This window comes from Nocardiopsis mwathae (assembly GCF_014201195.1).
Taxonomy (GTDB): Bacteria; Actinomycetota; Actinomycetes; order Streptosporangiales; family Streptosporangiaceae; genus Nocardiopsis_C; species Nocardiopsis_C mwathae.
Window position 1 is genome coordinate 1,053,341 of sequence record NZ_JACHDS010000001.1, and the last position, 26,923, is coordinate 1,080,263.

At 72.2% G+C, this 26,923-nt stretch carries 20 protein-coding genes; 12 read left to right on the forward strand and 8 right to left on the reverse strand.

Going from position 1 to position 26,923, the window contains the following annotated elements:
* Window positions 1-54: 54 nt before the first annotated feature.
* The 8 genes from dapA to HNR23_RS04230 all read left to right on the forward strand — a co-directional run bounded on the left by dapA (window position 55) and on the right by HNR23_RS04230 (window position 9,967).
* On the forward strand, window positions 55-1,032 hold the full coding sequence (dapA, locus tag HNR23_RS04195) for a 4-hydroxy-tetrahydrodipicolinate synthase (protein ID WP_184073652.1): 978 nt from the start codon (window positions 55-57) through the stop codon (window positions 1,030-1,032).
* Window positions 1,029-2,714: a ribonuclease J gene (locus tag HNR23_RS04200; protein ID WP_184073655.1), complete on the forward strand. Its 1,686-nt coding sequence runs from the start codon at window positions 1,029-1,031 to the stop codon at window positions 2,712-2,714. The genes dapA and HNR23_RS04200 overlap by 4 nt, the downstream gene beginning before the upstream one ends.
* Window positions 2,715-2,873: 159 nt before the next feature.
* The gene (locus HNR23_RS04205; RefSeq protein WP_184073656.1) at window positions 2,874-5,381 is read left to right on the forward strand and encodes a DNA translocase FtsK; all 2,508 of its coding nucleotides are present in this window, start codon (window positions 2,874-2,876) and stop codon (window positions 5,379-5,381) included.
* Between the two features lie 179 nt (window positions 5,382-5,560).
* On the forward strand, window positions 5,561-6,625 hold the full coding sequence (locus HNR23_RS04210) for a helix-turn-helix domain-containing protein (RefSeq protein ID WP_184073658.1): 1,065 nt from the start codon (window positions 5,561-5,563) through the stop codon (window positions 6,623-6,625).
* A gap of 232 nt (window positions 6,626-6,857) precedes the next feature.
* Window positions 6,858-8,315, forward strand: coding sequence for a 30S ribosomal protein S12 methylthiotransferase RimO (gene rimO / locus HNR23_RS04215; RefSeq protein ID WP_184073660.1), 1,458 nt, complete (start codon window positions 6,858-6,860; stop codon window positions 8,313-8,315).
* Entirely contained in the window at window positions 8,312-8,920 is a 609-nt protein-coding gene (gene pgsA, locus HNR23_RS04220; RefSeq protein ID WP_184073662.1) for a CDP-diacylglycerol--glycerol-3-phosphate 3-phosphatidyltransferase, read from the forward strand. The genes rimO and pgsA overlap by 4 nt, the downstream gene beginning before the upstream one ends.
* 14 nt (window positions 8,921-8,934) lie before the next feature.
* Window positions 8,935-9,450, forward strand: coding sequence for a CinA family protein (locus HNR23_RS04225; RefSeq protein WP_184073679.1), 516 nt, complete (start codon window positions 8,935-8,937; stop codon window positions 9,448-9,450).
* 157 nt (window positions 9,451-9,607) lie between these two features.
* Window positions 9,608-9,967, forward strand: coding sequence for a helix-turn-helix domain-containing protein (locus HNR23_RS04230; protein ID WP_184073681.1), 360 nt, complete (start codon window positions 9,608-9,610; stop codon window positions 9,965-9,967).
* A 102-nt stretch (window positions 9,968-10,069) separates the two neighbouring features.
* On the opposite strand, the gene HNR23_RS04235 is transcribed toward HNR23_RS04230, so the two are convergent.
* The 5 genes from HNR23_RS04235 to HNR23_RS04255 form a co-directional block, all read right to left on the reverse strand.
* Complete coding sequence (locus HNR23_RS04235) at window positions 10,070-10,522, reverse strand: RrF2 family transcriptional regulator (RefSeq protein WP_184073683.1); 453 nt, start codon at window positions 10,520-10,522, stop codon at window positions 10,070-10,072.
* Between the two features lie 170 nt (window positions 10,523-10,692).
* On the reverse strand, window positions 10,693-12,168 hold the full coding sequence (locus HNR23_RS04240) for a glycoside hydrolase family 3 protein (protein WP_184073685.1): 1,476 nt from the start codon (window positions 12,166-12,168) through the stop codon (window positions 10,693-10,695).
* A gap of 84 nt (window positions 12,169-12,252) precedes the next feature.
* Window positions 12,253-13,128 (reverse strand): carbohydrate ABC transporter permease, encoded by an 876-nt coding sequence (locus HNR23_RS04245; protein ID WP_184073687.1) that lies wholly within the window; start codon window positions 13,126-13,128, stop codon window positions 12,253-12,255.
* Window positions 13,125-14,111: a carbohydrate ABC transporter permease gene (locus HNR23_RS04250; protein ID WP_184073690.1), complete on the reverse strand. Its 987-nt coding sequence runs from the start codon at window positions 14,109-14,111 to the stop codon at window positions 13,125-13,127. Before HNR23_RS04250 ends, HNR23_RS04245 begins: the two co-directional genes overlap by 4 nt.
* 131 nt (window positions 14,112-14,242) lie before the next feature.
* On the reverse strand, window positions 14,243-15,517 hold the full coding sequence (locus HNR23_RS04255; protein ID WP_184073699.1) for an extracellular solute-binding protein: 1,275 nt from the start codon (window positions 15,515-15,517) through the stop codon (window positions 14,243-14,245).
* 265 nt (window positions 15,518-15,782) lie between these two features.
* Between HNR23_RS04255 and HNR23_RS04260 the strand changes: the two genes are divergently transcribed.
* Entirely contained in the window at window positions 15,783-17,042 is a 1,260-nt protein-coding gene (locus HNR23_RS04260; RefSeq protein ID WP_184073701.1) for an ROK family transcriptional regulator, read from the forward strand.
* Between the two features lie 41 nt (window positions 17,043-17,083).
* Here HNR23_RS04260 and HNR23_RS04265 read toward each other — a convergent pair whose 3' ends face one another.
* The 3 genes from HNR23_RS04265 to HNR23_RS04275 all read right to left on the reverse strand — a co-directional run bounded on the left by HNR23_RS04265 (window position 17,084) and on the right by HNR23_RS04275 (window position 24,228).
* Window positions 17,084-17,575: a GNAT family N-acetyltransferase gene (locus HNR23_RS04265; RefSeq protein ID WP_184073703.1), complete on the reverse strand. Its 492-nt coding sequence runs from the start codon at window positions 17,573-17,575 to the stop codon at window positions 17,084-17,086.
* Between the two features lie 122 nt (window positions 17,576-17,697).
* On the reverse strand, window positions 17,698-18,408 hold the full coding sequence (locus tag HNR23_RS04270) for a class I SAM-dependent methyltransferase (protein WP_184073705.1): 711 nt from the start codon (window positions 18,406-18,408) through the stop codon (window positions 17,698-17,700).
* A 555-nt stretch (window positions 18,409-18,963) separates the two neighbouring features.
* Window positions 18,964-24,228 carry a DEAD/DEAH box helicase gene (locus HNR23_RS04275; RefSeq protein ID WP_184073707.1) on the reverse strand — a complete coding sequence of 1,755 codons (5,265 nt, stop codon included), beginning with the start codon at window positions 24,226-24,228 and terminating at the stop codon, window positions 18,964-18,966.
* 106 nt (window positions 24,229-24,334) lie between these two features.
* On the opposite strand from HNR23_RS04275, the gene HNR23_RS04280 reads away from it, so the two are divergent.
* The 3 genes from HNR23_RS04280 (at window position 24,335) to HNR23_RS04290 (ending at window position 26,911) form a co-directional block, all read left to right on the forward strand.
* Complete coding sequence (locus tag HNR23_RS04280) at window positions 24,335-24,529, forward strand: DUF3046 domain-containing protein (protein ID WP_184073709.1); 195 nt, start codon at window positions 24,335-24,337, stop codon at window positions 24,527-24,529.
* A 268-nt stretch (window positions 24,530-24,797) separates the two neighbouring features.
* Entirely contained in the window at window positions 24,798-25,586 is a 789-nt protein-coding gene (locus HNR23_RS04285) for an ATP-binding cassette domain-containing protein (protein ID WP_184073711.1), read from the forward strand.
* A complete protein-coding gene (locus HNR23_RS04290; RefSeq protein WP_184073714.1) occupies window positions 25,583-26,911 on the forward strand; it encodes an ABC transporter permease in 1,329 nt (442 codons plus the stop codon). The genes HNR23_RS04285 and HNR23_RS04290 overlap by 4 nt, the downstream gene beginning before the upstream one ends.
* Window positions 26,912-26,923: the final 12 nt, after the last annotated feature.

The window sequence follows — 26,923 nt, forward strand, 5'->3', positions numbered from 1 at the left end:
CTTCGACCGGGTCGCGTGGCCGCAGGTGGGGTCCGAGCGCGGTACGTTTTGCATATGGCAGGCAGCTCTCAGCCGAACGCGCCCTTCGGCCAGATGTTGACCGCGATGGTCACTCCCATGCACGAGAACGGCGACGTCGACTACGACGGCGCCGCACGTCTCGCGGCCTATCTGGTCGATGAGCAGCGCAACGACGGCCTCATTGTCAGCGGTACCACTGGTGAGTCGCCCACGACGAGCGACGACGAGAAAGACCGGTTGCTGCGCTCCGTCCTGGAGGCCGTCGGCGACCGCGCCACCGTCGTCGCCGGTGTCGGCACCAACGACACCCGGCACAGCGTCGAACTCGCGAAGGCGGCCGAGCGCGCCGGCGCGCACGGGCTCCTGACCGTGACCCCCTACTACAACAAGCCTCCCCAGGAGGGGTTGATCCGGCACTTCACGGCGATCGCCGACGCCGCCGAACTGCCGGTCATGCTGTACGACATCCCCGGACGTACCGGGACACCCATCGCGTCGGAGACGCTGGTGCGGCTGGCCGAACACCCGCGCATCGTCGCCAACAAGGACGCCAAGGACGACATCGGCGCCAGCTCCTGGGTCATGGAGCGCACCGACCTGGCCTACTACTGCGGCTCGGACATGCTCAACCTGCCGCTGCTGTCGGTGGGCGCGTGCGGGTTCGTCAGCGTCGTCGGCCACATCGTCGGCGCCGATCTGCACGACATGATCGACGCCTACGAGTCCGGCGACGTGGCGATGGCGCTGGCCATCCACCGCCGCCTCACACCCGTGTACACGGGGATCTTCCGCACCCAGGGCGTGATCACCACCAAGGCGGTGCTGAACATGTTCGGCCTGCCCGGCGGAACGGTGCGCACCCCGCTTGCGGACGCCTCGGGCGAGCTGCAGGCGCTGCTGCGTGAGGACTTGGCGGCCGCGGGCGTGAAGGGGCCGACCGGCCTCGCGCCGCACCAGGCCGTCCCGGCCAGCGTGGTGGGAGTGGAACGCTTGACGGAAGGATCCGCATGAGTCACCCGCACCCCGAGCTCGGCCCTCCGCCGCCGCTCGCCAAGGACGCGCTGAGGGTCGTCGCCCTCGGTGGTCTGGGCGAGATCGGCCGGAACATGACGGTCTTCGAATACAACGGCAAGCTGTTGATCGTGGACTGCGGTGTGCTCTTCCCCGAGGAGGAGCAGCCCGGTGTCGACCTCATCCTGCCGGACTTCGACTACATCCGTGACCGGCTGGACGACATCGAGGCCCTGGTCCTCACCCACGGACACGAGGACCACATCGGCGCCGTGCCGTTCCTGCTCCGCGAACGGGCCGACATCCCGCTCGTAGGTTCGCGGCTGACCCTCGCCCTGCTCTCGGCCAAGCTCGGCGAACACCGCATCAAGCCGACGACCGTGCAGGTGGAGGAGGGCGAGCGGCGCTCGTTCGGCGAATTCGACCTGGAGTTCCTCTCGGTCAACCACTCCATCCCCGACTCGCTGGCGGTGGCCATCCGCACGCCGGCCGGCCTGCTGCTGCACACCGGCGACTTCAAGATGGACCAGCTGCCGCTGGACGGCCGCCTCACCGACCTGGCCGGGTTCGCCCGGCTCGGTGACGAGGGCGTCGACCTGCTGCTGGCCGACTCCACCAACGCCGAGGTGCCGGGCTTCGTCACCAGCGAGCGCGACATCGCGCCCGCCATCGACGAGGTCTTCGCCCAGTCCAACCAGCGCATCATCGTGGCCTGCTTCGCCTCGCACATCCACCGCGTGCAGCAGGTGCTGGACTCCGCCAAGGCGCACGGCCGCAAGGTCGCCTTCGTCGGCCGCTCCATGGTCCGCAACATGAACATCGCGCGCGACCTGGGGTACCTGACCATCCCCGGAGACCTGCTGGTCGACGTCAAGCAGCTCGACGACCTGCCGCCGGGCGAGGCCGTGCTGGTCTCCACGGGCTCGCAGGGCGAGCCGATGTCGGCGCTGACCCGGATGGCCAACCGGGACCACCAGATCCGCATCGAGGAGGGCGACACCGTGCTGCTCGCCTCCTCACTCATCCCGGGCAACGAGAACTCGGTGAACCGGGTGATCAACGGCCTGATCCGGTGGGGTGCCAAGGTCGTGCACAAGGGCAACGCGCTCGTGCACGTCTCCGGGCACGCCTCGGCCGGCGAGCTGATGTACGTGCACAACATGGTGCGGCCGCGCAACTTCATGCCGGTGCACGGCGAGTGGCGGCACATGCGGGCGCACGCCAAGATCGCCGCGCTGGCCGGGCTGGACGAGGACCGCATCTGCATCGCCGAGGACGGCGTCGTCGTGGACCTGCACCGGGGCCGGGCGCGCATCACCGGCGCGGTTCCCGCGCGCTACGTCTACGTCGACGGCAGCTCGGTGGGCGATGTCACCGAGTCGGCGCTCAAGGACCGCAGGATCCTCGGTGAGGAGGGCTTCATCTCCGTCGTCGTCGCGGTCGACACCGCCTCGGGCAAGATCGTCGGCGAGCCGGAGATCCACACCCGCGGCGCCGGTATCGACCCCGACGCCTACGACGAGATCGTCCCCAAGCTCCAGGACTCCCTGGAGCGCGCGGCGGCCGACGGCATCGCCGACCCGGTCCAGCTGCGCCAGCTCGTGCGCCGCGGCATCGGCCGGTGGGTGAACGAGAACTACCGCCGCCGCCCCATGATCGTCCCGGTCATCGTCGAGGTCTGATCCCTCACCTCCGTCGGTCTCGGGAGAACGGTTCGGGTTCCGGCGATTTCCCGGGGCGTGTTCCCGAGATCGACGACAGAGGACGGCCCCGGGTGCGGGCGACACGCCCGGGGCCGATGTGCGCTGATCTGCGCGGGCTTCCTTAGTAGGCTGAGCGCCATGGCCACCCGATCGCCCAAGTCCTCCCAGCGTTCCGGTGGTGGAGCGGCCCGTAGCGGCGGTTCGGGCCGGAAGAAGGCCCCGGCCCGCCGGACCTCCGGATCGTCCACGTCGCGCACCCGCAAGTCGGCCCGGAAGACCCCGACCCCGCAGGGGCCCATCGAGATGTTCTTCGTCTGGATGGGGCAGGCCCTGATGTTCATCTGGCGCATGCTCGCGCACACCGTCGGCGGCATCGCCCGCGCCGTCGGGCGCAGCGCCCGCGACCTCGACCCCGACCTGCGCCGCGACGGCATGGGCATGGTGCTGCTCGCCCTGGGCCTGCTCATCGCCGCCGCCGTGTGGTGGGACACCGACGGCCCGCTGCCCGAGGCCACCCGCACCGTCGTCGTCGGCGCGTTCGGCGCCTTCTCCCCTGTGCTGCCCCTGCTGTTCATCCCGTTCGCGTGGCGGCTCATGCGCACGCCCGGCACCGACCGCAGCGAAACCGAGGTGGGCCGGCTCCTGATCGGCTACTCGGCGCTGATGCTGGGGCTGCTCGGGCTCATCCACATCGCGCACGGCATCCCCTGGCCGGCGGACGGAGCCGACAAGGTGCGGGCCGCCGGCGGCATCATCGGCTTCGCCGCCTCGGGGCCGCTGAGCCACCTCATCACGCCGTGGATCACCGCGGTGCTGCTGTGCATGGTCTTCGCGTTCGGCCTGCTCGTCGTCACCGCGACCCCGGTCCACCGCATCCCGCAGCGCCTTGCCGGGCTGCTCGGGCCGATGATGGAGCGCGACGGCGGGCCCGACGCCGGGCTCGGTGTGCTCGATCCGCAGGGCAAGCCCAAGCGCAAGCGCAAGCCGCGGCCCGAACCGGACCCCGAGGAACCGGTGACCGTCGCCGGCGACAACGAGCGCCCCTACGACACCCCCGTCGTCGCCGCGGCCGCCGACGAGCCGCCGGCCAAGCGGACCAAGGCCCGGGCGGCCGCGCCGCCCGACCCCACGCCCGCGCCGGAGGCCGCCGAGCAGCTGTCGATCCCCTCGCGGGTCGTCGACGGCGACTACGAGCTCCCCGCGCCCCAGATGCTCAAGCCGGGAACCCCGCCCAAGCCGCGCACCAAGGCCAACGACACCGTGGTCGCGGCGCTCGACGGCGTCATGCGGCAGTTCAACATCGACGCCGAGGTCACCGGCTTCACCCGCGGGCCGACGGTCACCCGCTACGAGATCGAGCTCGGACCGGCCGTCAAGGTCGAGAAGGTCACCGCGCTCACCAAGAACATCTCGCTGGCGGTGAAGAGCGCCGAGGTGCGCATCCAGTCGCCGATCCCCGGGAAGTCGGCGATCGGTGTGGAGATCCCCAACACCGACAAGGACATCGTCAGCCTCGGTGACATCATGCGCTCGGCGGCGGCGACCTCCGACGACCACCCCATGCTCGTGGGCCTGGGCAAGGACATCGAGGGCGCCAACGTCGTGGCCAACCTGGCCAAGATGCCGCACGTGCTGGTCGCCGGCGCCACCGGCGCGGGCAAGTCGACCTGCATCAACGGCCTGATCACCTCGATCATGATGCGCGCCACCCCCGACGAGGTCCGGCTCATCCTGGTGGACCCCAAGCGGGTCGAGCTCACCATGTACGAGGGCATCCCGCACCTCATCACGCCGATCATCACCAGTCCGAAGAAGGCCGCCGACGCGCTGCAGTGGGTGGTCGGGGAGATGGACCGGCGCTACGACGACCTCGCGGCCTCCGGGTTCCGGCACATCGACGACTTCAACGCCGCCGTGCGTACCGGGGAGCTCACCGCCCCGCCGGGGAGCGAGCACACCTATGAGCCCTACCCCTACCTGCTCGTCATCGTCGACGAGCTGGCCGACCTGATGATGGTGGCGCCGCGCGACGTCGAGGACTCGGTCGTGCGCATCACCCAGCTCGCCCGTGCGGCCGGGATCCACCTGGTGCTGGCCACCCAGCGGCCCAGCGTCGACGTCGTCACCGGCCTGATCAAGGCGAACGTGCCCTCGCGGCTGGCGTTCGCGACCTCCAGCCTCAGCGACAGCCGGGTCATCCTCGACCAGCCCGGCGCGGAGAAGCTGGTCGGCAAGGGCGACGCCCTGTTCTTGCCGATGGGTGCGGGCAAGCCCATCCGGCTGCAGAACGCCTGGGTCTCGGAGAAGGAGATCCGGGCGATCGTCGAGCACTGCAAGAAGCAGGCCGAACCCAGCTACCGGGAGGACGTGGGCGCCGCAGAGGCCAAGAAGAAGGAGATCGACGAGGAGATCGGTGAGGACCTCGACCTGCTGCTGCAGGCCGTCGAACTCGTGGTGACCACCCAGTTCGGCTCCACCTCCATGCTCCAGCGCAAGCTGCGCGTCGGGTTCGCCAAGGCCGGGCGCCTGATGGACCTGATGGAGAGCCGCGACGTCGTCGGGCCGAGCGAGGGGTCCAAGGCGCGCGACGTCCTGGTCACACCCGACGAGCTGCCCGGTGTCCTCGCGACGATCCGCGGCGGCTGACCTCGCGGGCCCTGGGGGAGGGGCCGCGAGGTCGGCGGGTGGACGCGGGGACCACATTGACCGACTTTTAACCGATCGACCGGGAGTGTCTGAGCGTCCTCACGCGGCACACCGAGCACAGTGGGTACAGATTGCGTAGCGGTCCGTAGAAAAGTCGCTCTTGGGGGGAGAGGACGGACATGACCACGATCGGCCGGACTCTGGCCGCTGCCCGCGAACGGGCCGGCTACTCGATCGACGACCTCAGTTCCCGGACCTGCATCAGAGCAACGGTTCTGGCCGCGATGGAGCGGGACGAATTCGGCCCCTGCGGCGGGGACTTCTACGCGCGCGGCCACATCCGAGCGGTGTGCCGCGAATTCGGTATCGACCACGCCCGGCTGGTCGACGACTACGACCGGGAGTACGCCACCCACGAGGAGGCCGCCCTCCTTCCGGCCGAGCCGGTTTCCGGCGGCGAGCAGGACACCGCCTCGCGCGCGGCCGCACCCCGCGCGGCCGAGGTGTTCGGGCGCTGGGCGGAGGCGGTGCGGGCCGCCAAGGGGATGGGCGAGGAGACCAGCGCCCGCCTGGTGCGGCCCCGGCGCGCACCCGAGGACCCGGTCTCCGACCGGGTCGAGAAGGAGGACGTCCCGGAGAACGTCCGGCCCGTCCCGCCGCCCCCGTTGCCGGAGGAGGGGGACGATGAGCGCATCGAGCGCCTGGCGGCGGCGCGCACCCGCATCGTCGCCGCGTTCACCTCGCTGGCGCACCGCTACTGGTCGGCCGTGGTGACCGTGGCGCTGGCAGCGGCCGCGGTCATCTCGGCGGTCCACGCGTGGCCCGGCGCCGACGGGGACGACGGCTTCCTGCGCACCGCCACCTCCGACGTCGCCCAGACCAGGGCGGATAAGGCCGAACGCGCCGCGGAGAGCCGCCGTCAGGGCGAGGTGCCGATGACCGGGCAGATCAGCGAGCGCGAGCTGCCCGACGAGGTCGAGATCCGGGTGCACGCCCGGTCGAGCAGCTGGGTGCGGGTCATCGACGGGGACCGCAAGCACCGGTTCACCGGCGTCATGCGCGCCGGTGAGACCAAGGAGTGGACCCACCCCGAGAAGCTGTACCTGCACATGGGCAACGCCGGGGGCGTCGAACTGGAGGTCAACGGTGAGAAGCACGGAGCGGTCGGGGTCGACGGCGAGGTGACCCGGCTCACCATCGACCGGGAGTACGCCGCACAGGCCGGGGACGGTTCCGACGGCTGAGGCGCCCTCGTCCTTCCAGGCCACGCACGGTGCGGGGGCAGGGCAGGGGGTGTCGGCCCGGTGCGGGGCGGCGGGTGCGGCGGCGCGCGCGCCCGCGCAGTGCCGAGGATCGGGGCCGTGCGCGGGAGGGGGAGGCGCGGCCCGTGTGGACGAAGTCTTCACGAGGGCGTCTAGGCTGGTTGCCGTGGCGTATCGCCGCACCCTCGTAACCCGTCTTCGAACCTTGGAAGCCATGTCATCGCGCCGTACCGTTTCGCTCGTCACCCTCGGGTGCGCGCGGAACGAGGTTGATTCCGAAGAACTCGCCGGACGGCTCTCGGCCGGAGGCTGGGACCTGATCGACGCCGAGAGCGGCGAGAAGGCCGACGTCGTCGTCGTGAACACCTGCGGGTTCATCGAGGCCGCCAAGCAGGACTCCATCGAGGCCCTGCTCGACTCCGCCGAGGACGGCACCAAGGTCGTCGCCGCGGGGTGCATGGCCGAGCGCTACGGCTCCCAGCTCGCCGAGGCGCTGCCCGAGGCGCAGGTCATCGGGTTCGACGACTACGCCGAGATCTCCGACCGCCTCGACGACGTGGTGGCCGGGCGCGCGCTGGCCCCGCACTCGCCGCGCGACCGGCGCACGCTGCTGCCGATCTCCCCGGTGGAGCGGCACGAGTCGGCGACGCACGTCCCCGGGCACGGTGAGTTCGAGCCGCTGCCCGACGGTGTCGCGCCCGCGTCGGGGCCGCGGATCCCGCGCCGCCGCCTGACCGGCGGCCCGGTGGCCAACCTCAAGATCGCCTCCGGTTGCGACCGCCGCTGCACGTTCTGCGCCATCCCGGCCTTCCGCGGCGCCTACATCTCCCGGCACCCCGACGACGTCGTGCGCGAGGCCGAGTGGCTGGCGGGCGAGGGCGTCCGCGAGCTCTTCCTGGTCAGCGAGAACTCCACGTCCTACGGCAAGGACCTGGGCGACCTGCGGGCGCTGGAGGGGCTGCTGCCGCGCCTGGCCGCGGTCGAGGGCATCGAGCGGGTACGCGTCAGCTACCTGCAGCCGGCCGAGGTGCGCCCGGGACTGGTCGATGTGCTGACCTCGACCCCGGGCGTCGTCCCCTACTTCGACCTGTCCTTCCAGCACGCCAGCGGCCCGCTGCTGCGCCGGATGCGGCGCTTCGGCGACCGGGAGCGCTTCCTGGAGCTGCTGGCGACCGCCCGCAAGGCGGCCCCCGAGGCCGGAGCCCGCTCCAACTTCATCGTCGGCTTCCCCGGTGAGACCGAGGAGGACTTCGCGGAGCTGGTGGCCTTCCTGGAGTCCGCGCGGCTGGACGCCATCGGTGTCTTCGGCTACTCCGACGAGGACGGAACCGAGGCCGCCGACTTCGACGCCAAGCTGCCCGACGAGGTCGTGGCCGAGCGGGTGGACCGGCTCAACCGGCTGGCCGAGGAGCTCATGGCGCAGCGCTCGGAGGAGCGGATCGGGTCCACCGTGGAGGTGCTCATCGAGGCCGAACTGGACGACGGCACCTATGAGGGCCGGGCCGCGCACCAGGCCCCCGAGGTCGACGGCAGCACGATCGTGCACGGCGACGGCCTGAAGGTCGGCGACCTGGTGGCGGCGACCGTGACCGAGGCGTTCGGGGCCGACCTGGTGGCCGAGGCGCATGAGGGCCGGAGCGAGGCGGCCGCCGACACAGCGGACACGCAATGAGCCCGCAGGACAGCCCCACCGCCCCCGTCCCCCGGCACGTGCCGCTGTGGAACATCGCCAATGTGCTGACCATGAGCCGACTCGTGATGGTGCCGCTGTTCGTGGTGTTCATGTTCCTGGAGCACCCCGCCTGGCGCGTCGCCGCGCTCGGGGTGTTCGTGCTGGCCGCCGTCACCGACCGGATCGACGGCGAGCTGGCGCGGCGGCGCAACCTGGTCACGGACTTCGGCAAGGTCGCCGACCCCATCGCCGACAAGGCGCTGACCGGCGCCGCCCTGGTCGTGCTCTCGCTGCTGGGCGAGCTGTGGTGGTGGGTGACCATCGCGATCCTGGTCCGGGAGTGGGGCATCACCCTGCTGCGGTTCGCCGTCATCCGCTACGGGGTGATCCCGGCCAGCCGGGGCGGCAAGCTCAAGACGGTGCTGCAGATCGTCGCGATCACCGCCTACCTCATCCCGATGCCGGGCTGGATGCCCGAGCCGCTGCTCTACGTTCCCGCCGTGCTGATGGGCGCCGCCCTGGTGGTGACCCTGTGGACCGGCGTCGACTACGTCGTGCAGGCCGTCCGGCTGCGCCGGGCGGCCCGCCGCGACGCCCAGGGCTAGGGCGCGGCAGGGCGATGGCCGAATCCGTTCCTGAGCCCGGCGCCGTGCGAACGGCCGCGGAGACCGCGCTGAGGCTGCTGCGGGAGAGCGGGGCCACCGCGGCCACCGCCGAGTCGCTCACCGGCGGGATGATCGGGTCGGTGCTGACCGGCGTCTCCGGCGCCTCGGCCGTGTACCGCGGCGGTGTCATCGCGTATGCGACCGACCTCAAGAGCGGTGTCCTGGGGGTACCCGCGGAGCTGCTGGAGCGCGAGGGCGCCGTGCACCCCGAGGTCGCGCGGCACATGGCCACGGGGGTTAAGGACAGATTGGTGGCCGATTTCGGTCTTGCAGTGACGGGGGTCGCAGGTCCGGAATCCCAGGACGGCCGACCCGTGGGACGCGTCTACATCGCCGTCGCCGGACCCGGCGGGCACGCGGATGTGCGTGAGTTCACCTTTCCGGGAGACCGGCACGCGGTCAGAACGGCGACAACGTTGCAGGCCCTGCGCCTGCTCGCCGATTCGGCAGGGCTGATCAGGCAGAAATAGGACCACCGGATCCGTTCAATCCGCGGAATCGGGGGAACAAACCGTCACCAAGATCGTGTTACCCCTCCAGCGAACAGGAAGCCGTGAGGTGCGACGATCGGGCCCAGGGCAGGTACGGTGTTTTTATGATGGTCGCTACCGGTGGGAGGGAGCGCGAATGATGGTCCTGCTTCGTCACCTACTTGGTGACGTGCTACGGCAGCTCCGGCAGCGGCAGGGCCGCACTCTCCGCGAGGTGTCGGCCGATGCCCGAGTCTCGTTGGGGTACCTGTCGGAGGTCGAACGGGGTCAGAAGGAAGCCTCGTCCGAACTGCTCTCCTCGATCTGCGGCGCGCTGGGCGTTCCTCTCTCCCAGGTGCTGCGCGAGGTCGCCGACCAGCTGGCGCTCGCCGAGCTGCAGGAGGCCGCACTCCTCGACGGGTCGGTTCCCGCCGACACCGTCCCGAGCCCCGACCGCCTCGGAATCGACACGGTGCCCGACCGCGTTCCCGATGTCGTCGACATGGTGGGCGTGTAGCAGCGCCCTCACAACCAGCGGTAGCGCCGACCACCCGCGGGTGGTCGGCGCTACCGCTTTCCGGGTCCGTTCCGGGACCGAGGTCCCGAGACGCGCCGCCCCTCAGCTCGCCCAGGCGTCCGGGTTCTCGGCCAGGGTGCGCACCGCCTCGGGGAGCTTGTTCGTCGCGAGGTGCTCCAGGGTGACGCTCTCCAGGATCGACCGCTCGCTGGCGCGCAGTGCGATCCACACCTGCTGCAGGCTGCGTGCGGCGCCGTCGTAGTCCACGTCCTCCGGGCGTTCCCCGCGCACGTTGGCCAGCGGGCCGTCGACGGCCCGGATGATGTCGGCCAGGGAGATCTCCGGGGCGGGGCGGGCGAGCCAGTAGCCGCCGACGGGCCCCCGCTGGCTGCGGACGAGCCCGGCGCGGCGGAGCTGGGTGAGGATGTTCTCCAGGAATTTTCCGGGTATGGCCTGGGCGCGCGCGAGCTGTTCGGCCGTAACCGGGCCGCCACTGGCGGCTGCGAGTTCGGCCGCGGCGCGCAACGCGTAGTCGACCCGGGCAGAAAGGCGCATGCTGCGATTATGCCGTGAATCGAGGGGAGATCGGGTCAATAGGGCGGCCGGGGGCGGCGGCCGTGACGATGCTGAGACGCGGCACCGGTCCTCCTAGGAGGGTGGATGGGGCGGCGGCGCCCGTAGGGCGGCGTTGGTCACGGTCGCCGCCCGAACGGGGCCTTTGCGCCTCAGCGTACCGGCGTCGCGCTGGCCGCGCCGAGGAGCTCGGCGGCGCTCCTTCCGTTCACCCGCGCCGCACCATAGGTGCTGATGTGCGCCTGGCACCGCGGCCGCCAGGCCGGGAGCCCCATCTCCACGACGACGGTGTCCGGCCGGGCACGGCAGACCTCCTCCAGCAGGCGGCGTGCGGCCGCGTGCCGGTGGGCGTCGCGCACCACGACGACCAGGTCCCGGTCGGCCGCGCGGTCCAGCACGGCGGAGGGGGCCGCGGTCGCGGGGTCCACCCGCTCGGTCCCGGGGAACCACGGGGACAGCCCCCAGGGGACCTCGCCCACGGCGATTCCGGGGGGAGCGTCCAGCTCCACGACCACCGGGTCGTGCAGCGGCGGGAGGATGCCGTCGACCCGCAGTGCGCGGCGGGCGCCGTCCAACCCCACGCCGGCGTCGGAGCCGACCTCCGCGGGCGGCCGCTCCGCCGAGGCGGCCCGGTCCCCGGTCCAGCGCCGCAGCTCCAGGGTTCGCGCGGCGGCCTCCTCCAGCCGGTCCGAGGCCAGTCGGCCCTCGCGGACCGCGCCCACGATGGCCGCGCGGACGGCGGCCACCTGATCGGCGTAGACGAACCTGCCCAGGCACAGCAGGTCGCACCCGGCGGCGAGGGCCCGCACCGCCGCCTCGGGGATGCCGATCCCGGCGCTCACCCCCTCCATCTCCAATGCGTCGCTGACGACCACGCCGTCGAAACCGAGCTCGCCGCGGAGCAGGTCGGTGACGACGCGGGGCGCCAGGGTCGCCGGCTCGGGGGTGCCGAACCCCGGAAGGGAGATGTGTGCGGTGAGCACGGACCGCGTACCGGCCTCGATCGCCGCGCGGAACGGCACCAGTTCGCGCCGGGCCAGCAGCTCCGGGTCGGCGTCGACGACCGGCAGTTCGATGTGGGAGTCGGTGCGGGTGGCGCCGTGACCGGGGAAGTGCTTGGCGCAGGCGGCGACCCCGCTGTCCTGCAGCCCGCTGACGGCCGCGGCGGCGTGGCGCGCGACCAGGTCGGCGTCGGCGCCGAACGAGCGGGTGCCGATGGTGGGGTTGTCGGCCGCGGTGTTGACGTCGACCGCCGGGGCGAGGTCCAGGGTGAAGCCCAGCGCGCGCAGCTCCGCGCCGAGGGTGCGGTGGACGGCGCGGGTCAGGCCGGTGTCGTCGATCGCGCCGAGGGCGGCGTTGCCGGGGTAGTCGCTGCCCGCGCTCTGGCCGATGCGGGTGACGTCGCCGCCCTCCTCGTCGAGGGAGACCAGTGGGGAGTCGGCGGCCGCGGCCAGCTCGCGGTTGAGCGCGGCGACCTGCTCGGCCCCGTCGATGTTGTTGTGGAAGAGGCAGACTCCGGCGATCCCGTCGGCCAGGCCGTCGAGGATCCAGCGCGGTGCGCGGTGGGACTCGAACGGCACCAACAGGGTGGCGTTGGCGAGGCGGTCCAGGGTCGGATCGGCGGGCATCACGGCTCCGTTCATCGGTGCGCGGCTTGCGGCGCGGGGTGGCGACAGGGTCGGGGCAGGGACGGTGTCGGGGCTGGGGCGTGCTCAGCCCTTGACCGCGCCCATGGTGAGGCCGGACACCATGCGGCGCTGGACGAAGAGGAAGAACACCATCACCGGAATGGTGAGGAGGGTGGAGGCGGCCATGATCGATCCCCACTCGACCGTGACACGGCCGAAGTAGTACTTCAGGGAGATCGGGAGAGTGAACGACCCGGTGTTGCTCTGCAGGAAGGTGAAGGCCACCACGAACTCGTTCCATGCCGTGATGAACGCGAAGATGCTGGTCGCCACCAGACCGGGGGCCACGAGCGGCATCAGGATGCGCCAGAACACGGTCCAGCCGGTCGCGCCGTCGATCGCCGCGGCCTCCTCCAGCTCCTTGGGCACGGCCGCGACGAAGCTGCGCATCATCAGGATGGTGATGGGCAGCGCGACGGTGGTGTAGACGACGAGCACCCCCAGCAGACTGCCGGTCAGCGGCAGAGAGGTGGCCACGCCCAGGTGGTGGAAGTTGACGAAGATCGAGATGATCAGCGCCTCGACCGGGACCATCTGGATGACCAGCAGCAGGATGATGAAGGCGGTGCGCAGCCGGAACCGGAACCGCGCCACGGCCACGGCCGCCAGCAGCGCGAAGACCGCCGCGACGGCCACCGAGCCGAGCGTCACCAGCAGGCTGTTGCCGAGGAACATCCAGAACGTGGTGTCGGGGATGAGCACCCCGGACAGGACGCGCTCGTAGTGCTGCAGGGTCAGCTCGCGCGGGAACAGCGTGGGTTCGCGGGTGAAGATCTCCGAGTTGGGTTTGAGCGCGGTGGTCAGCACCCAGTAGACGGGGAACAGGGCGAATAGGATGACGGCGGCGGCCAGCAGGTAGTCGCCGATCCGCCCGGCCCTCTTCATGACGCGGTGTCTCATCTGATCTCCCCCTGCCGGATCATGACGCGCAGGTAGTAGGCGGTGATGGCGAGTACGAGGACGGTCATCACCACGGCGATCGCGGACCCCAGGCCGTAGTTGGGCGGTGTCGAGTAGAAACCGAGTTGGTAGGAGTAGTACGGCAGGAGGAAGACGTCGCGGTTGCTGAACCCTCCGGCGAGGATGTTGAGCTGGGTGAAGATCCGGAAGTCCCAGATGATCTGCAGGATGAGCAGGAGCGCGAACAGCGGGCGCAGCATCGGGAAGGTGACGTTCCAGAACGACCGCCAGGCGCCGGCGCCGTCGACCCGGGCGGCCTCGTACAGCTCGCCGGGGATGCTCTTCAGCCCGGCCAGCACGCTCACGGCGACGAACGGGAACGACTGCCACACCACGGTCAGGATCAGCACGGAGAACAGCGGTCCGGGGGAGTTGAACCAGTTGAAGTTCTCCCAGCCGGATCCGACGAGCCAGTCGGGGAGTTTGGCCAGGGTGGCGTTGACCAGGCCGTAGCGGGCGTCGAACAGCCACCGGTGCACGATGGCCGCGCTGATCACCGGGGTGGCCCACGCCAGCATCAGCGCGGTCCCCACGGTGGCCGACAGCCACTTGGGCAGCCGGTTCATCAGAATGCCGACGAGTGTGCCCAGCACCATCGTGATGGCCACCATCAGCAGGCACACGACGATGGTGTTCCGGAAGATCATCCAGAACCGCTCGTCGTTGAGGATGGCGATGTAGTGGGCGAAGTCGTTCCACTCCGCGGGTTCGCCGCGGAGCTGGCGCAGCCCGTAGGTGGTCAGCGACATCCAGACCATCTGGACGATCGGCCACAGCAGGACGACGGCGAGCAGGCTCAGCGCGGGCAGGATCAGGAAGTAGGGGATGAGGGCGGTGCGGCCGTGCCGCCGGTGCCGCCGGGGTGGATGCCGCCCGTCGGGGGCGTCGACCTCGGGCCCGGTGAGGTCAGGCGTTCGTGTCATGGTGGCGCTCTTCTGCTCGTCTTCATGGCGGGCGGCCGCCGGTCGCGCCGGTGGTCGGCGGATCGGCGGCCGCCCGCCGCGCGGTCACCTCACGCGGCGGGGCGCTCGTGGGGGCGCCGCGTGCGGTCGGTTCAGTCCTCGGACCGGTTGAGCGCGTCGGTGAGTTCTCCGTTGAGCTCGGGCAGGACCTCGGCGGCGTCCTCACCGTCCGCGAGCCTGCGGACGGCGTTCTGGACGGTGGCCAGCTCCCACTGGACGTGTCCCCAGTTGGCGGTGTCCGGGAAGAGCCGCAGGTCTCCGGTGGCCTGCTCCGCGGCCCCGGCCAGGATCGGGTCGTCGGCGAAGGTGTCGCTCTCCAGCAGGTCGCCGTAGGCGGGGAACATCGTGGAGACCTCGTTGTAGGCCAGCGAGTTCTCCTTGCTGTTGATCACCTTGATGTAGTCGAAGGCCACGTCGGGGACCTCGGTGGTGCCCCACACGGCGAGGTCGGCGCCGCCGCCGAAGGCCGGGGCGATGCCGTCCTTGCCGGGGATGGGGGCGGTGGCCCAGTGCTCGGAGCCGGTGTCGCCGATCTCCTCCAGCTGCTGCTTGGCCCAGGGGCCGTCGATGAACATGCCGAGCTTGCCGTTGGCGAAGTCGGCGTGCGCGCAGTCCACCTCGTTCAGCCCGATGCAGGCCTCGGGCGAGATCCCGTCCTTGGTCAGGTCGGCGTAGAACTCCAGCGCCTCCCTGGTCTCCTTGGACTCCAGCTGCCCGGTCCAGGTGTCGCCGTCCTTGGTCGCGAAGTCACCGCCGGCGCTCCACACGAAGCTGGCGACGCCGTTGACGAAGTCGGTGGGGGCGGCGAAGCCGACGGCGTCCTTCTCCTCCTCGATGGCCTGGGCGGTGGTGCGCAGCTCGGCCCAGGTCGTCGGGGGCTCCTTGCCGATGTCCTCCAGCCAGTCGGACCGGTACCACAGGGCGCGCACGCCGCTGTACCACGGGACGCTGTACTGGGCGTCGTCGAAGGTGCCGTTGGCGTAGGCGCCCTCCAGGAAGTCGCCGCGGTTCTCCCAGTCCTCGGCGTAGGAGGAGACGTCGTAGAGGGCCCCGGCCTCGGCCCAGGTCCGCACCTGGTCGTTGCCGATCTCCACGACGTCCGGGCCGTCGCTGACCATGGCGGTCTGGAAGCGCTGGGCGAACTCGTCCCAGGGGATCCACTGGATCTCGACCTCGGTGTCCGGGTGCTCCTCCTGGAACTCCGCGGTCACCGCGTCCATGAACTCGTTCTGCGCCTCGCTGGCGTCGCCCATCCGCCAGATCTCGATCTTGTCGGCGGAGTCGGCGCCGTCCTCTCCTCCGCCTCCGCAGGCCGTCGTGAGCAATAGAGCGGCCGATGCGGCGGCCGCCATCTTCGGGAACCTCACCTGAATTCTCCCTTCGCGCGTCGCCGCGCGGACGACGTGTTGCGTCGGACGAGATGCCCCTGGTACATCTCGGGGCCGCTGCGAACGCGTGACGCGGGCTTCGTCATTCGTGCGGGGTGTGCTGAGATAGCACGTACACCGGTCCACCTGGTCCGACCACTGCGGCGGCGCCGGTGCGATGGCCGGTGCGGACGTGCTGCTTGCGGGTTGGCCGTTAAACTAACAAGAAAGTTTCCTAATAAATAGGGATAGGGGTATCACGGTTATGTCTCGACGCCCAGGGACCCCGCGGCTGCTACGGCAACTCAACGACCGCGCCGCCCTGGAGCTGCTGCTGGCCTCGGGGCCGATGACGCGGACCCAGCTCGGGCGTGAGACCGGACTGTCCAAGGTGACCGCCTCCCAGCTGCTCGCCCGGCTGGAGGAGCGCGAACTGGTCCACGTCGTGGGCAGCCAGGCCGGCGGGCGCGGCCCCAACGCCGCGCTGTACGCCGTGGTCCCCTCCAGCGCCTACGTGGCCGCCCTGGACGTGAGCGCCACCGGGGTCAGCGCCGCCGTCGCCGACATCACCGGCCAGATCGTCGGGGAGATCGACATCGACCCGACGGACGCGCCCGACCCCGTCGAACTCGTGCACACCACCGTCCTGAAGCTGCTGGAGGGCGCCGAGGTCCCGCAGGACCGGCTCAGCGCCTGCGTCATCGGCACCCCGGGTGTGGTGGACCCCCGCAGCGGCGACGTCCGCTTCTCGTTCGACCTGCACGCCTGGCACGAGGGCGTGCTGGCGGCGCTCAGAGCCGACCTGCGCAGCGCGGTGACGATACAGAACGACGTCAACCTCGCCGCCCTGGCCGAGCACGCCGAGGGGGCGGCCGAGGACGCGTCCGACTTCGTGCTCATGTGGCTCGGCAGCGGCGGAGGTGTGGGCATGGCGATCGTGCTGGACGACCGGATCCACACCGGCCACTCCGGCGGCGCGGGGGAGATCGGCTACCTTCCGGTCCCCGGGGCGCCCCTGCCCGACGACGTCGGCCTGCCCGGCGGCTACCAGTCGCTGCGTACCGCCTACGGCAGGCCCTCGCTCGCGCACGGCTTCCAGGCCCTGGTGGGCGCGCAGGCGATCATCGAGCTCGCCGCCGAGCACGGCTTCGCCGACAGACCGGCGGACGGCCCCGGCCCGGGGGACGCAGCCGATGTCACGGCGGCGCTGAGCGCCGCACGCGAGGCCGGGTCGGCGGGGGAGGCCTTCCTCGACGAGTTCGCCGAGCGCATCGCCCGGGGCGTGGCGTCGGTGTGCGTGGTCCTCGACCCGGGACTCGTGGTGCTGGGCGGTGAGATGGCCCAGGCCGCCGGGCGCGACCTCGCGCGCCGCGTCGCCGAGGCCGCGGGGCGGATCGGCCCCAACGCCCCCGAGGTCGCACTCGGCCGCGTCGACGGCCCCGTCCTCCGCGGCGCCCTCCTCTCCGCCCTCCAGCAGGCCCGCGAGGAGGTCTTCTCCTCCACCCTCGCCCCACCGCGCGCATAGAGCACCGCGCCGGAACGGGGAGGCCCGCCGCCGTGGTCGGCTCAGGAGCCGCCCAGCGGGCGGAGCATGGCGATGCGGGGCGCCGCCCGGATCCCGGCCTCGGCCCGCCACTGCGCGGCCAGTTGCGGCCCCCAGTCCCGCGGGGCGAGCTCGGTGAATCCGCGCTCGGCGTACCAGGGGCCGTTCCACGGCAGGTCCCGGAAGGTCGTGAGCGTCATGGCGGAGCGCCCCGCCCCCCGGGCATGGGCGCAGGCCGCCTCCAGCAGTGCGGAGCCGACGCCCCGCCGCCCGTGGTCGGGGTGGACCGCGAGCTGTTCCAGATGGGCGGCCCCGTCCAGGGTGGTCAGGGCCGCCAGTCCGCACACCGGGGTCCCGGCGACGAGCACGGTCTCGACGTGGGCCAGCATCTCGCGCGGGTCGTCCTCCGGGAGGTCGAGCCCGGCCTCGGCGAACATGGTGTCGGCGGCCCGGCTGGCCGCGACCGCACCGGGGATGTCGGCGGGGTGCAGGAGCCGAATCGAGGCGGAGGGCATGCGGCGGGCCTTTCGTCGGCGGGGCGGGACTGCGGGCCATGATGGTGCCGGCGGTCGCGGCCGTCCACCGGTTTCCCGGCCCCGGGAGCAGGGGGGCGGGCGTCCGTTCCGCGGGGCGGGTCTCAGTTCCGGACGCCGATGAACAGCCCGCGCCCGGTCGGTGCCCCGGGCAGGTACTCGGCCGGGCATCCCGCGTCGGCGAGCGCGGACAGGTACTCGTCCTCGGTGAACAGGGTGAGAACGTCGATCTCGGTGAACTCGGTGATGCCGTCGGAGTCCCCGACGAGGAAGCGGACCTCCATGTGGGTCGCGTCCCCTTTGCGGACGGAGTGGGAGATGCGTGCGATGGTGCGGTCGTCGCCCCTGGCCAGATCACCCGCGACGTAGCCGTCGATGAACTTCTCCGGGAACCACCACGGCTCGATGACGATGACGCCGCCCGGGACGAGGTGGTCGGCCATGGTCCGGACGGCGGCCCGCATGTCCTCGACGGTCGGGAGGTAGGCCAACGAGCAGAACATGCAGCAGACCGCGTCGAATCTTCGCCCCAGGTCGAAATCGCGCATGTCCGCCTGGGTCAGGAGCACGTCGGGAACGCGGGCCTTGGCGGCCCTGAGCATGTTCTCCTCGATATCCACGCCCTCGACGCGTCGGAAGGCAGCGGAGAATTCGGAGAGGTGTGCACCGGTTCCGCAGGCGACGTCGAGAAGGGAATCGGCTTTCGGTGCTCGGGCCTTGATGTGGTCGATGGCCAACCTGGCCTCCGCGCCCCAGTCCTTTCCTCGGCTCTGGTAGATCTCCTCGTAGACCTGGGTGAGTTGTTCCCCGTACATGGATCCCCGTCTTTCGTCCGGTGGAAGTCGATTGCCTTCATTACTCATGAGTACGAAGGCGGGGTTCATAGTGCAGCCGGGGTGCGTTCCCGTCAACCGAATAATGGTAGGATGAATACGGTATTCACCATCATCGCGCAACCCTTTATGCGGTTCTGAGCTGGGGAAACCCGGGAGTGGGCGGTATCCCTCCGACTCGTCGCGTCGCCGCCACCGCGTGTCCGAAAGCGGACATCCCCGGGGGGTGACTTTTCTCCGATCGGGGCGTCGCGGTGGAGTCGGTGCTTCCGCGGAGTGGGGTGGATCCAGGTCGGTTAGGGGTTGACCGGAAGGCCGGGGGAGATCCGGTTTCCCGCGGATTGAAAAATCCTCCGAAGCATTCGCGTTCATGGTCGCGAATGGCGTTCGCGCGGCGGCGCAGTGTCATGTTCACACGCTGGGTGATCGGCCGATCATGCGGAGATATGAATTCCCGGGCGAGGTCACCGGAAAATTTTTCGGCTGCAGGGTGAAGCCCGCAGATGTCGAAATTCCCACGCTTCCGGCCGGTGCGCGTCACCGCAGCCGCAGGCCCTTGGGGGTCGGGTGGAAGCCGGCCGCGGTCAGCGCGGTGTCGAGCGGTGTGCCGAACACCGGCTGCCCATCGGCGCGCTCGACCGTCAGCGCCGACAGGTGCCCCGCGCGGACCAGGTCGGCGACGGCGGCCGCCGCCCTCGCCAGCACCGCCTCGCCGGAGCCGAAGGTGAGCACCGTCCGGCCGCCGCGCTCCAGGTAGAGGGTGAGTTCCCCACCGTCGAGGACCACCAGCGCCCCGGCCTTCCGGCCGGGCCGCGCACCGGCCTCGGGGGTCTCCGGCCAGGGCAGGGCGGCCCCGTACACGTTGGCCGGGTCCGCCGCGGCCAGCACCAGCGCCGGTTCCGCGGCCGGCCCCGCGCCCCCGGCGCCGTCGGGCTCCGGCCCGAAGGAGCGCAGGCGGTCCACCGCCCCGGGCAGGGCGAACTGCGCCGCACCGAGCCCCTCCACGAAGTAGCCGCGGCGGGCCTTGCCCGCGTCCTCGAAGGCGCGCAGCACGGGGTAGACCGCGCTGAACCCCCCGGCCCCTCGGCCCCCGTCGCGGCGGCGCTCTCCCCGGCGCTCCTGCTCGGCGACGACCGGGCCCCGGGTGACCACACCGTAGCGGTCCAGCAGCGCCGCGACACCGGCGTGGCCGCGCAGCGTCGGGTCGCCCTCACGGTCCCGCAGCACCGACCAGCGGCCCGCCACGGTCGGCGGCCCGGTCCGCGTCGGCAGAACCGGCCGCCGCGACCGGCCGCGGTGGGCCGTGCCGCCCGCACCGAGCAGGGAGCGCAGCGGCGCGAGCGTGTCGTTGGTGATCCACCCGGCCCAGGCCAGATCCCACAGCGCGGCCACCAGCCCGGCGTCGGAGACCGCAGCGACCCCCTCGCGCCGCATCACCCGGTCGGCGATGTCCCGGAAGAACAGCGCCCCGCCGTCGCGCAGCGCCTCCAGTACCGCCCCGTGCAGCGGCGAGAAGTCCGCGTCGAGCCGTTCCGGCAGCAGCGTCTCGGCCTCGTCGGCCGGAACCAGGCACACCCACCCGTCCGACCCGCCCCGCGATCCGCCGCGCCCCGAACCCGCGGCGATGGCCCCGGCACCCGCCCAGACCACCTCACCGGCCTGGGTGAGCTCGTCCAGCAGCGCCGGAGCATAGGCCTCGACCCGGGCGGGAAGGACCAGCGACTCCAGCGCCGAGGCGGGCACCGGGGCGCCGCGCAGCGACTCCACCGCGGTGAACACCGCGTCCGGGCCGTGCAGCCGCCGTCGCCCGGCGGGGCGGGGACGGGCGGAGGCGCCGCCCCCCACCTCGGCGGTGACCGGACCGACGTGCTGCCACGCGGGCACGAACCGGGCCAGCGCCCGCTGCGCGACCGGCTCCACCTCGCGCCGCAGCCGCGCGATCGAGCGCCGCCGCAGCCGCCGCAGCACCTCGGCGTCGCACCACTCCGTGCCGCGCCCGCCCGGCCGGAACTCGCCCTCCAGGATCCGGCCTTCGGCCCCCAGCCGGCGCAAGGCGTCCCGCACCACCGAGCGGCCGAGCCCGAACCGCGCCGCGACGCCGTCCGCGGTGAACGGGCCGTGCGTGCGCGCGTGGCGCGACAGCAGGTCGCCCAGCGGATCGGGGACCGGCGCCGTGAACGCCGCGGCCGTGCCCGCGAACGCGGTGTCGGCGCCGCCCCCCGGCCGGGCGAGCCACGCGGGAAGCTCCACCCCCAGGGCGTCGCGCAGCCGCGCGGCGTCCTCCACCGCCGCCCAGCGCTCCACACCGGCCACCCGCACACGGACCGCCCGGCGCCGCTCCTCCAGCTCGGCCAGCCAAGCCCCAGGGTCGGCACCGCTCCCGGTGTCGGCCGTCCGCTCCCGCGCCTCGGCGCTTGTCAGCGGCCCCAGCTCGCGCAGCAGGTCGGCCATGCCCTCCACACCGCCCTCGGGGCGTACCCGCCGGTCGCCCGCCAGGCGCTGCAGCTGCGCCTCCACCTCCGCGACCACCCCCGGATCGAGCAGCTCCCGCAGGTGGGCCTGGCCGATCAGGTCGGCGAGCAGCGCCGAGTCCAGGGTCAGCGCCTGCGCCTTGAGCTCGGCCAGCGGCGCGTCGCCCTCGTAGAGGAACGCGGCCGTATAGCCGAGCAGCAGTGACTGGGCGAAGGGGGACGCCTGCCGCGTCTCCACCTCGACGATGCGCACCCGCCGCGCCGCGATGTCGGACATGAGCTCGGCCAACCCCGGCACGTCGAACACGTCCCGCAGGCACTCGCGCACCGTCTCCAGCACGATGGGGAACGACCCGAACTTCGCGGCCACCGCCAGCAGCTGGGCGGAACGGAGACGCTGCTGCCACAGCGGCATGCGCCGCCCCGGGCGGTGGCGTGGCAGCAGCAGCGCCCGGCTCGCGCACTCCCGGAAGCGGGCCGCGAACAGGGCCGAGGAGCCGATCTCCGCCGTGACCGCGCTCTCGGTGGCCTCCGGATCCAGGGTCAGCAGCTCCGGGAGCACCCCCGACCGGTGTGCGCGGCCGCTCCGGTCCGCCGGCTCCTCGACGTCGGGCAGCCGCAGGACGATGCCGTCGTCGTCGTGCACCACCTCCGGGTCCAGGCCGTAGCGATTCCGCAGCCGTGCCCCGAGCACGAGCGCCCAGGGGGCGTTGACGCGCGCCCCCAGCGGCGAGTGCACCACGAGGCGCCAGTCGCCCAGCTCGTCGCGGAACCGCTCGACCACGATCGTGCGGTCGTCGGGCACGTGCCCGGTGGCCTCGCGCTGCTCCTCCAGGTAGGCGACGAGGTTCGCCGCGGCCCACCCGTCCAGCCCGGCCGCCCGGGCGCGCTCCAGCGCGGCCGCGCGGCCCAGTCCGCCCAGCTCCCGAAGCAGCGCGCCGATCGCCCGCCCCAGCTCCAGCGGGCGCCCCAGGGCGTCGGCGTTCCAGAACGGCAGCCGCCCCGGGCGGCCGGGCGCGGGTGAGACCAGCACGCGGTCGGCGGTGATGCGCTCGATCCGCCACGAGCTGGCGCCGAGGACGAACACGTCGCCCACCCGCGACTCATAGACCATCTCCTCTTCGAGCTCGCCCACCCGGCTGGGACCGGCGCCGCGCGCCCGGCGCGCCCCGCTGTCCGGGGCCGGGCCGTCCGCCGAGCCCGGGGCGTCCACCAGGTACACCGGGTAGAGGCCCCGGTCGGGGATGGTCCCGCCGCTGACCACGGCCAGCCGCTGGGCGCCCGGGCGGGCCGTGACCGTCCCCTCCTCCCGGTCCCACACCAGGCGCGGGCGCAGCCCGGCGAACTCGTCGGACGGGTAGCGTCCGGAAAGCATGTCCAGCACGCCGGAGAGCGCGGAATCGGGCAGCGCCGCGAACGGGGCCGCGCGCCGGGCCAGCGCCGCGATGTCGGCGACCGCCCACTCCTCCATCGCCGCCATCGCCACGACCTGCTGGGCGAGCACGTCCAGCGGATTGCGCGGCATGCGCAGCTCCTCGATCTCCCCGGACCGCATGCGCTCCGCCACCACCGTCGCGGCCGGCAGGTCACCGCGGTACTGGGGGACCAGCACACCCCGGGAGACCTCGTCAACGTGGTGCCCGGCGCGGCCCACGCGCTGCAGGCCGCTGGCCACCGACGGCGGCGACTCGACCTGGACCACCAGGTCCACCGCGCCCATGTCGATGCCCAGTTCCAAACTGGAGGTGGCCACGACGCAGGGCAGCCGCCCCGCCTTCAGCTCCCCCTCGATGACCGCGCGCTCCCCCTTGGACACCGACCCGTGGTGCGCCCGCGCCACCACCCGGTCGGCGCCCCGGCTCTGCCCCGACTGCCCGGCCACCTCGGCGGGCCGCGCGTGCGGCGGAAACACGTCCGGGCCGTTCCTCGGCTCCGCTCCCTCGTCGGCTCGCCGCTGGGTGTGGTCGCTCGCGTTCGCCTTCTCGGTCGTCTGCGCCGTCGGTGTGGTGGTGCCTTCGGCTGTTGCCACCGACGGCTCCGCTCCCTCGTCGGCTCGCCGCTGGGTGTGGTTGCTCGCGTTCGCCTTCTCGGTCGTCTGCGCCGTCGGTGTGGTGGTGCCTTCGGCTGTTGCCACCGACGGCTCCGCTCCCTCGTCGGCTCGCCGCTGGGTGTGGTTGCTCGCGTTCGCCTTCTCGGTCGTCTGCGCCGTCGGTGTGGTGGTGCCTTCGGCTGTTGCCACCGACGGCTCCGCTCCCTCGTCGGCTCGCCGCTGGGTGTGGTTGCTCGCGTTCGCCTTCTCGGTCGTCTGCGCCGTCGGTGTGGTGGTGCCTTCGGCTGTTGCCACCGACGGCTCCGCTCCCTCGTCGGCTCGCCGCTCGGTCGCCAACTCGTTGAGGCGGGTGCACAGTCGTTCGGCGATACGGCGGGAGTTGGTGAAGACGATGGTCGATCGGTGTCGCTCGACGAGGTCGAGGACCTGGGACTCCACATGCGGCCAGATGGAGGTGCGTGCCTTGGCCGCGGTGTCATCCGCGCGCGAGGGGTCGACACCGGCCTCCGGGTTCGCCATGTCCTCCACCGGGACGGAGATCCGCAGGTCCAAGCGGGGTCGGTCGGGCGGGTGGACGACGGCGGCCGGGCGTGCCCCGCCCAGGAAGGAGGCGACCTCCTCGGCGGGGCGCACCGTCGCCGACAAGCCGATGCGCTGGGCCGGCCGGTCCAGGAGGGCGTCCAAGCGTTCCAGGCTCAGCGCCAGGTGCGCCCCGCGCTTGGTGCCCGCCAGCGCGTGCACCTCGTCCACGATGACCGTCTCGACCCCGCACAGGCCGCTGCGCGCCTGCGAGGTGAGTATGAGGAACAGCGACTCGGGTGTGGTGATGAGGATGTCCGGCGGCGCGGTGGCGAGCTTGCGACGCTCGGCCGCGGGGGTGTCGCCGGTGCGCACACCCACGGAGATGTCGGGCACCTGCTCGCCCCTCCGCGCGGCCTCGCTCCGGATCCCCGACAGCGGCACCCGCAGGTTCCGCTGGATGTCCGCGGCCAGCGCCTTCAGCGGGGAGACGTAGAGTACCCGGCAGCGCCGCGACCGGTCCGTCGGGCGTTCGGCCGCCGTGGCCAGTCCGTCCAGCGCCCACAGGAACGCCGCGAGCGTCTTGCCGGAGCCGGTGGGCGCGATGACCAGCGTGTTCCCGCCTCCGGAGATGGCCTCCCAGGCCCCCGTCTGCGCAGGGGTCGCCCCGGCGGGGAACGCGGCTGCGAACCAGGTGCGCGTCGCGGGCGAGAAACGGTCGAGCGCGGCGCGGCGACCGGTTCCGGGCGAGTCGGAGCTCATGGCCCCAGTCTGCACCGGGCCACCGACGGAACACCGGGGGCCCACCGGTCGGGCGGCTCCGAACTGCGAATCGACACGACACGTGCTGATGCCGATACTGGTAGGGATGAGACTCTCCCACTTTTGGAACCGCATGTACGAGCAGTTCGGCGAGGCGTACGCCGAGAGCCTTGCCCGCGACTACGTGATCGAGGCCCTCGGCTCGCGTACCGTGCAGCAGGCCCTCGCCGACGGGATCGGCGCCAAGGAGGTGTGGCGCGCGGTGTGCGACACCTTCGGCCTGCCCTCCACGGCCAGATAGACGGCCCGCCGCGGCGACGGTTCCCCGGGCGTGCGGTAGGTCGACCCCACAGGGTGCCGTGCGGCCGACTTCGGGATCGAGAGCGACCCCACCGTGTTCACCGGTTCCGACGAATTCCGCCGAAGATTTCGATGAACCTTGAATGGTTGAAATCCTCGTCCAACCGCTTTTCATAGTTCGGGTGGTCCGAATGGGGCCGCCGTACGATGGATTTCTTGATTTCCCCCCGAGACCGGTGTGCGCCGGTGGTCGACAAGGAGCGGTTCTCATGCAGGTCCTGGCCGAAGGTGTGGAATTCGCGTATTCCGAGAAGTCGAAGGTGATCGACGGAATCACCTGGACGGTCCGTTCCGGGGTCACCGGGTTGGTCGGTGAGAAAGGGTCGGGAAAGACCACGCTCCTTTCCCTGATCGTCACGTTGAAGCAGCCGCAGCAGGGGCGCCTGATCGTCGGGGGATATGACGTCGGCGGTGTCCCGGGGCGCCGTGCCGCGCGGCGGCTGGTCGGCTTCGTTCCGCAGCAGTACACCCTCGCCGGGGAGCTCACCGTGGCCGACACCGTCTCCTACTGCGCCTGGGTGAGCGGGGTCCGCCGGGGGCGGTGCGAGGCGGCCGCCGAGCGTGCGCTGGCCGCGGTCGGGCTGGACGGCCACGGGCGCCGCCGGGTGGGCTCCCTGTCCGCAGACGACCGCCGCCTGGTGGGCTTCGCCGCGGCGCTGGCCCATGACCCCGAGATCCTGGTTCTGGACGGGCCCGCCGACGGTCTGGACGAGGACCGGCGGGCGGGGCTGGGCGCGATCGTGTCCCGCCTGGCCGCGGACCGCGCGGTCATCCTCTCCGCGTCCGACCCGGCCGACGTCGCCGGCATGTGCGCCGACGTCGGCGTGCTGGCCGACGGCCGGATGCTCTTCCAGGGGACGCCGACCGGGGCCGCGGAGCTGTGGGCGGAGCGGGCACTGCGCGGCGGGTTCGGCACAGACGCCGGGGCAGGCGTTCCGGTGAGTAGAGCCGAGGGCTCCGACCGCGCGGGCGCGGAGCGATCCCGAGGAGAGCCATGATCCCCCTGCGGCTCCACCGGGCGTGCTGGCCCCTGCCCCCGCTGCTCCTCGCCCTCCCCTCCCTCGCCATCACCCTCCTCACCGCCTACGCCACCGCCGACCAGCTGTCCCTCACGGCCCCGGACTGGACGCACACCTCCGGTCTGATCGCCGACGGAATGCGGCTGCCGACCGTCGTCGCGGCGGCCGCGGCCGGCCTCATCGCCTGTCGGCTCACCCCGCGCACGCGGATCTTCGCCCAGACCTGGCAGAGTCGCACCGGCTGGCCGTCGGTGTGGCGCCAGGCCGTCCCCGCCCTCGGCTGGTTCCTCGGCGCCTACCTGCTGGGACTGGTGCCGCTGCTGTGGCGGACGGCGCAGGGGGCCGGCCACGGCGGCCCCGACCTGCTGGTGGTGGGCGGTGTGCTGGTCGAATTCGCGGCGGTGGTCGCGCTGGGCTACCTCGTCGGGGCGGCGATCGCCAACCCGCTCGCGGTCCCGGCCGCCGCGGGAGTGGCCCTGCTGACCCTCTACCTGCCGGGCGCCCTGGGTGCGTGGAGCGGGTTCACTCCGGCGGTGGTGGCGGACCGGCCGTACCTCGGCATGCGCGAGGAACGCCCCTTCGCCGCCTTCCGCCTGGGGATGTCGGCGTTCGTCCTCATCGTCGCGGCGGTCCTGGCCGACCGGCTGATGCGCGGTGGCCGGTCCTGGTCGGCCGCCTCCTACGGCCCGGCTGCGGTTCTGCTGGCGGTGGCCGTCGCCCTGATTCCGCCGTACCCGGCATGGGGGTGGGTGGAGTACGCCCCGGACAAGCCGCAGCTGTGCCAGGACGACCCCGCGGTACGGGTCTGTGTGCACCAGGGGCACGCCGCCTACCTCACCGACACCACCAAGCGGGCGGCCGCCCTGGTCGGCGCCTACGGGGCCGAGGCGGTGGACTTCACCGAGATACGCGACCTCAGCCTGGCCCGCAGCCACGCCGACGTGCTCGTCGGAGAGCGCGAGGGGGTGCTGTGGCTGCGTATCCGCCCCGGGTGGGACGCCGAGCGCGACGTCGCGGCGACCCTCACCCGGCGGCTGGTCCCCGACACCGCCGTGGCGTGCGGCTCCGAGGGGGTGGCGCGCCTGGACCCGGAGGCCGAACCGGAGCAGCGGCGCGCCGCCGTGCTGGTGGAGCTCGGCGCCTGGTTGGAGGGCGACGCTTCCGGCGGAGCCGAGGGCGGGCCGAGTGAGGATTCCCTGTTCGGGGCGGCCTCGGAGGACGAGGTGCGCGCGTGGATCGGCGAGGCGCGCGGCAGCATCGCCGCCTGCCAGGTCGATCCGGAGGACCTGCCCTGGCGGCTGTGACGGTGGCCGGTG

Coding starts and splice junctions, on each gene's coding strand:
- HNR23_RS04240 (WP_184073685.1), bottom strand. CDS start 12,168: ATGCCCGCCGATCCGACCCTGGACCGCCTCGCCAACGCCACCCTGTTG.
- HNR23_RS04225 (WP_184073679.1), top strand. CDS start 8,935: ATGGCCGAATCCGTTCCTGAGCCCGGCGCCGTGCGAACGGCCGCGGAG.
- pgsA (WP_184073662.1), top strand. CDS start 8,312: ATGAGCCCGCAGGACAGCCCCACCGCCCCCGTCCCCCGGCACGTGCCG.
- HNR23_RS04235 (WP_184073683.1), bottom strand. CDS start 10,522: ATGCGCCTTTCTGCCCGGGTCGACTACGCGTTGCGCGCCGCGGCCGAA.
- HNR23_RS04250 (WP_184073690.1), bottom strand. CDS start 14,111: ATGACACGAACGCCTGACCTCACCGGGCCCGAGGTCGACGCCCCCGAC.
- HNR23_RS04200 (WP_184073655.1), top strand. CDS start 1,029: ATGAGTCACCCGCACCCCGAGCTCGGCCCTCCGCCGCCGCTCGCCAAG.
- rimO (WP_184073660.1), top strand. CDS start 6,858: ATGTCATCGCGCCGTACCGTTTCGCTCGTCACCCTCGGGTGCGCGCGG.
- dapA (WP_184073652.1), top strand. CDS start 55: ATGGCAGGCAGCTCTCAGCCGAACGCGCCCTTCGGCCAGATGTTGACC.
- HNR23_RS04290 (WP_184073714.1), top strand. CDS start 25,583: ATGATCCCCCTGCGGCTCCACCGGGCGTGCTGGCCCCTGCCCCCGCTG.
- HNR23_RS04210 (WP_184073658.1), top strand. CDS start 5,561: ATGACCACGATCGGCCGGACTCTGGCCGCTGCCCGCGAACGGGCCGGC.
- HNR23_RS04230 (WP_184073681.1), top strand. CDS start 9,608: ATGATGGTCCTGCTTCGTCACCTACTTGGTGACGTGCTACGGCAGCTC.
- HNR23_RS04275 (WP_184073707.1), bottom strand. CDS start 24,228: ATGAGCTCCGACTCGCCCGGAACCGGTCGCCGCGCCGCGCTCGACCGT.
- HNR23_RS04265 (WP_184073703.1), bottom strand. CDS start 17,575: ATGCCCTCCGCCTCGATTCGGCTCCTGCACCCCGCCGACATCCCCGGT.
- HNR23_RS04260 (WP_184073701.1), top strand. CDS start 15,783: ATGTCTCGACGCCCAGGGACCCCGCGGCTGCTACGGCAACTCAACGAC.
- HNR23_RS04205 (WP_184073656.1), top strand. CDS start 2,874: ATGGCCACCCGATCGCCCAAGTCCTCCCAGCGTTCCGGTGGTGGAGCG.
- HNR23_RS04245 (WP_184073687.1), bottom strand. CDS start 13,128: ATGAGACACCGCGTCATGAAGAGGGCCGGGCGGATCGGCGACTACCTG.
- HNR23_RS04280 (WP_184073709.1), top strand. CDS start 24,335: ATGAGACTCTCCCACTTTTGGAACCGCATGTACGAGCAGTTCGGCGAG.
- HNR23_RS04285 (WP_184073711.1), top strand. CDS start 24,798: ATGCAGGTCCTGGCCGAAGGTGTGGAATTCGCGTATTCCGAGAAGTCG.
- HNR23_RS04270 (WP_184073705.1), bottom strand. CDS start 18,408: ATGTACGGGGAACAACTCACCCAGGTCTACGAGGAGATCTACCAGAGC.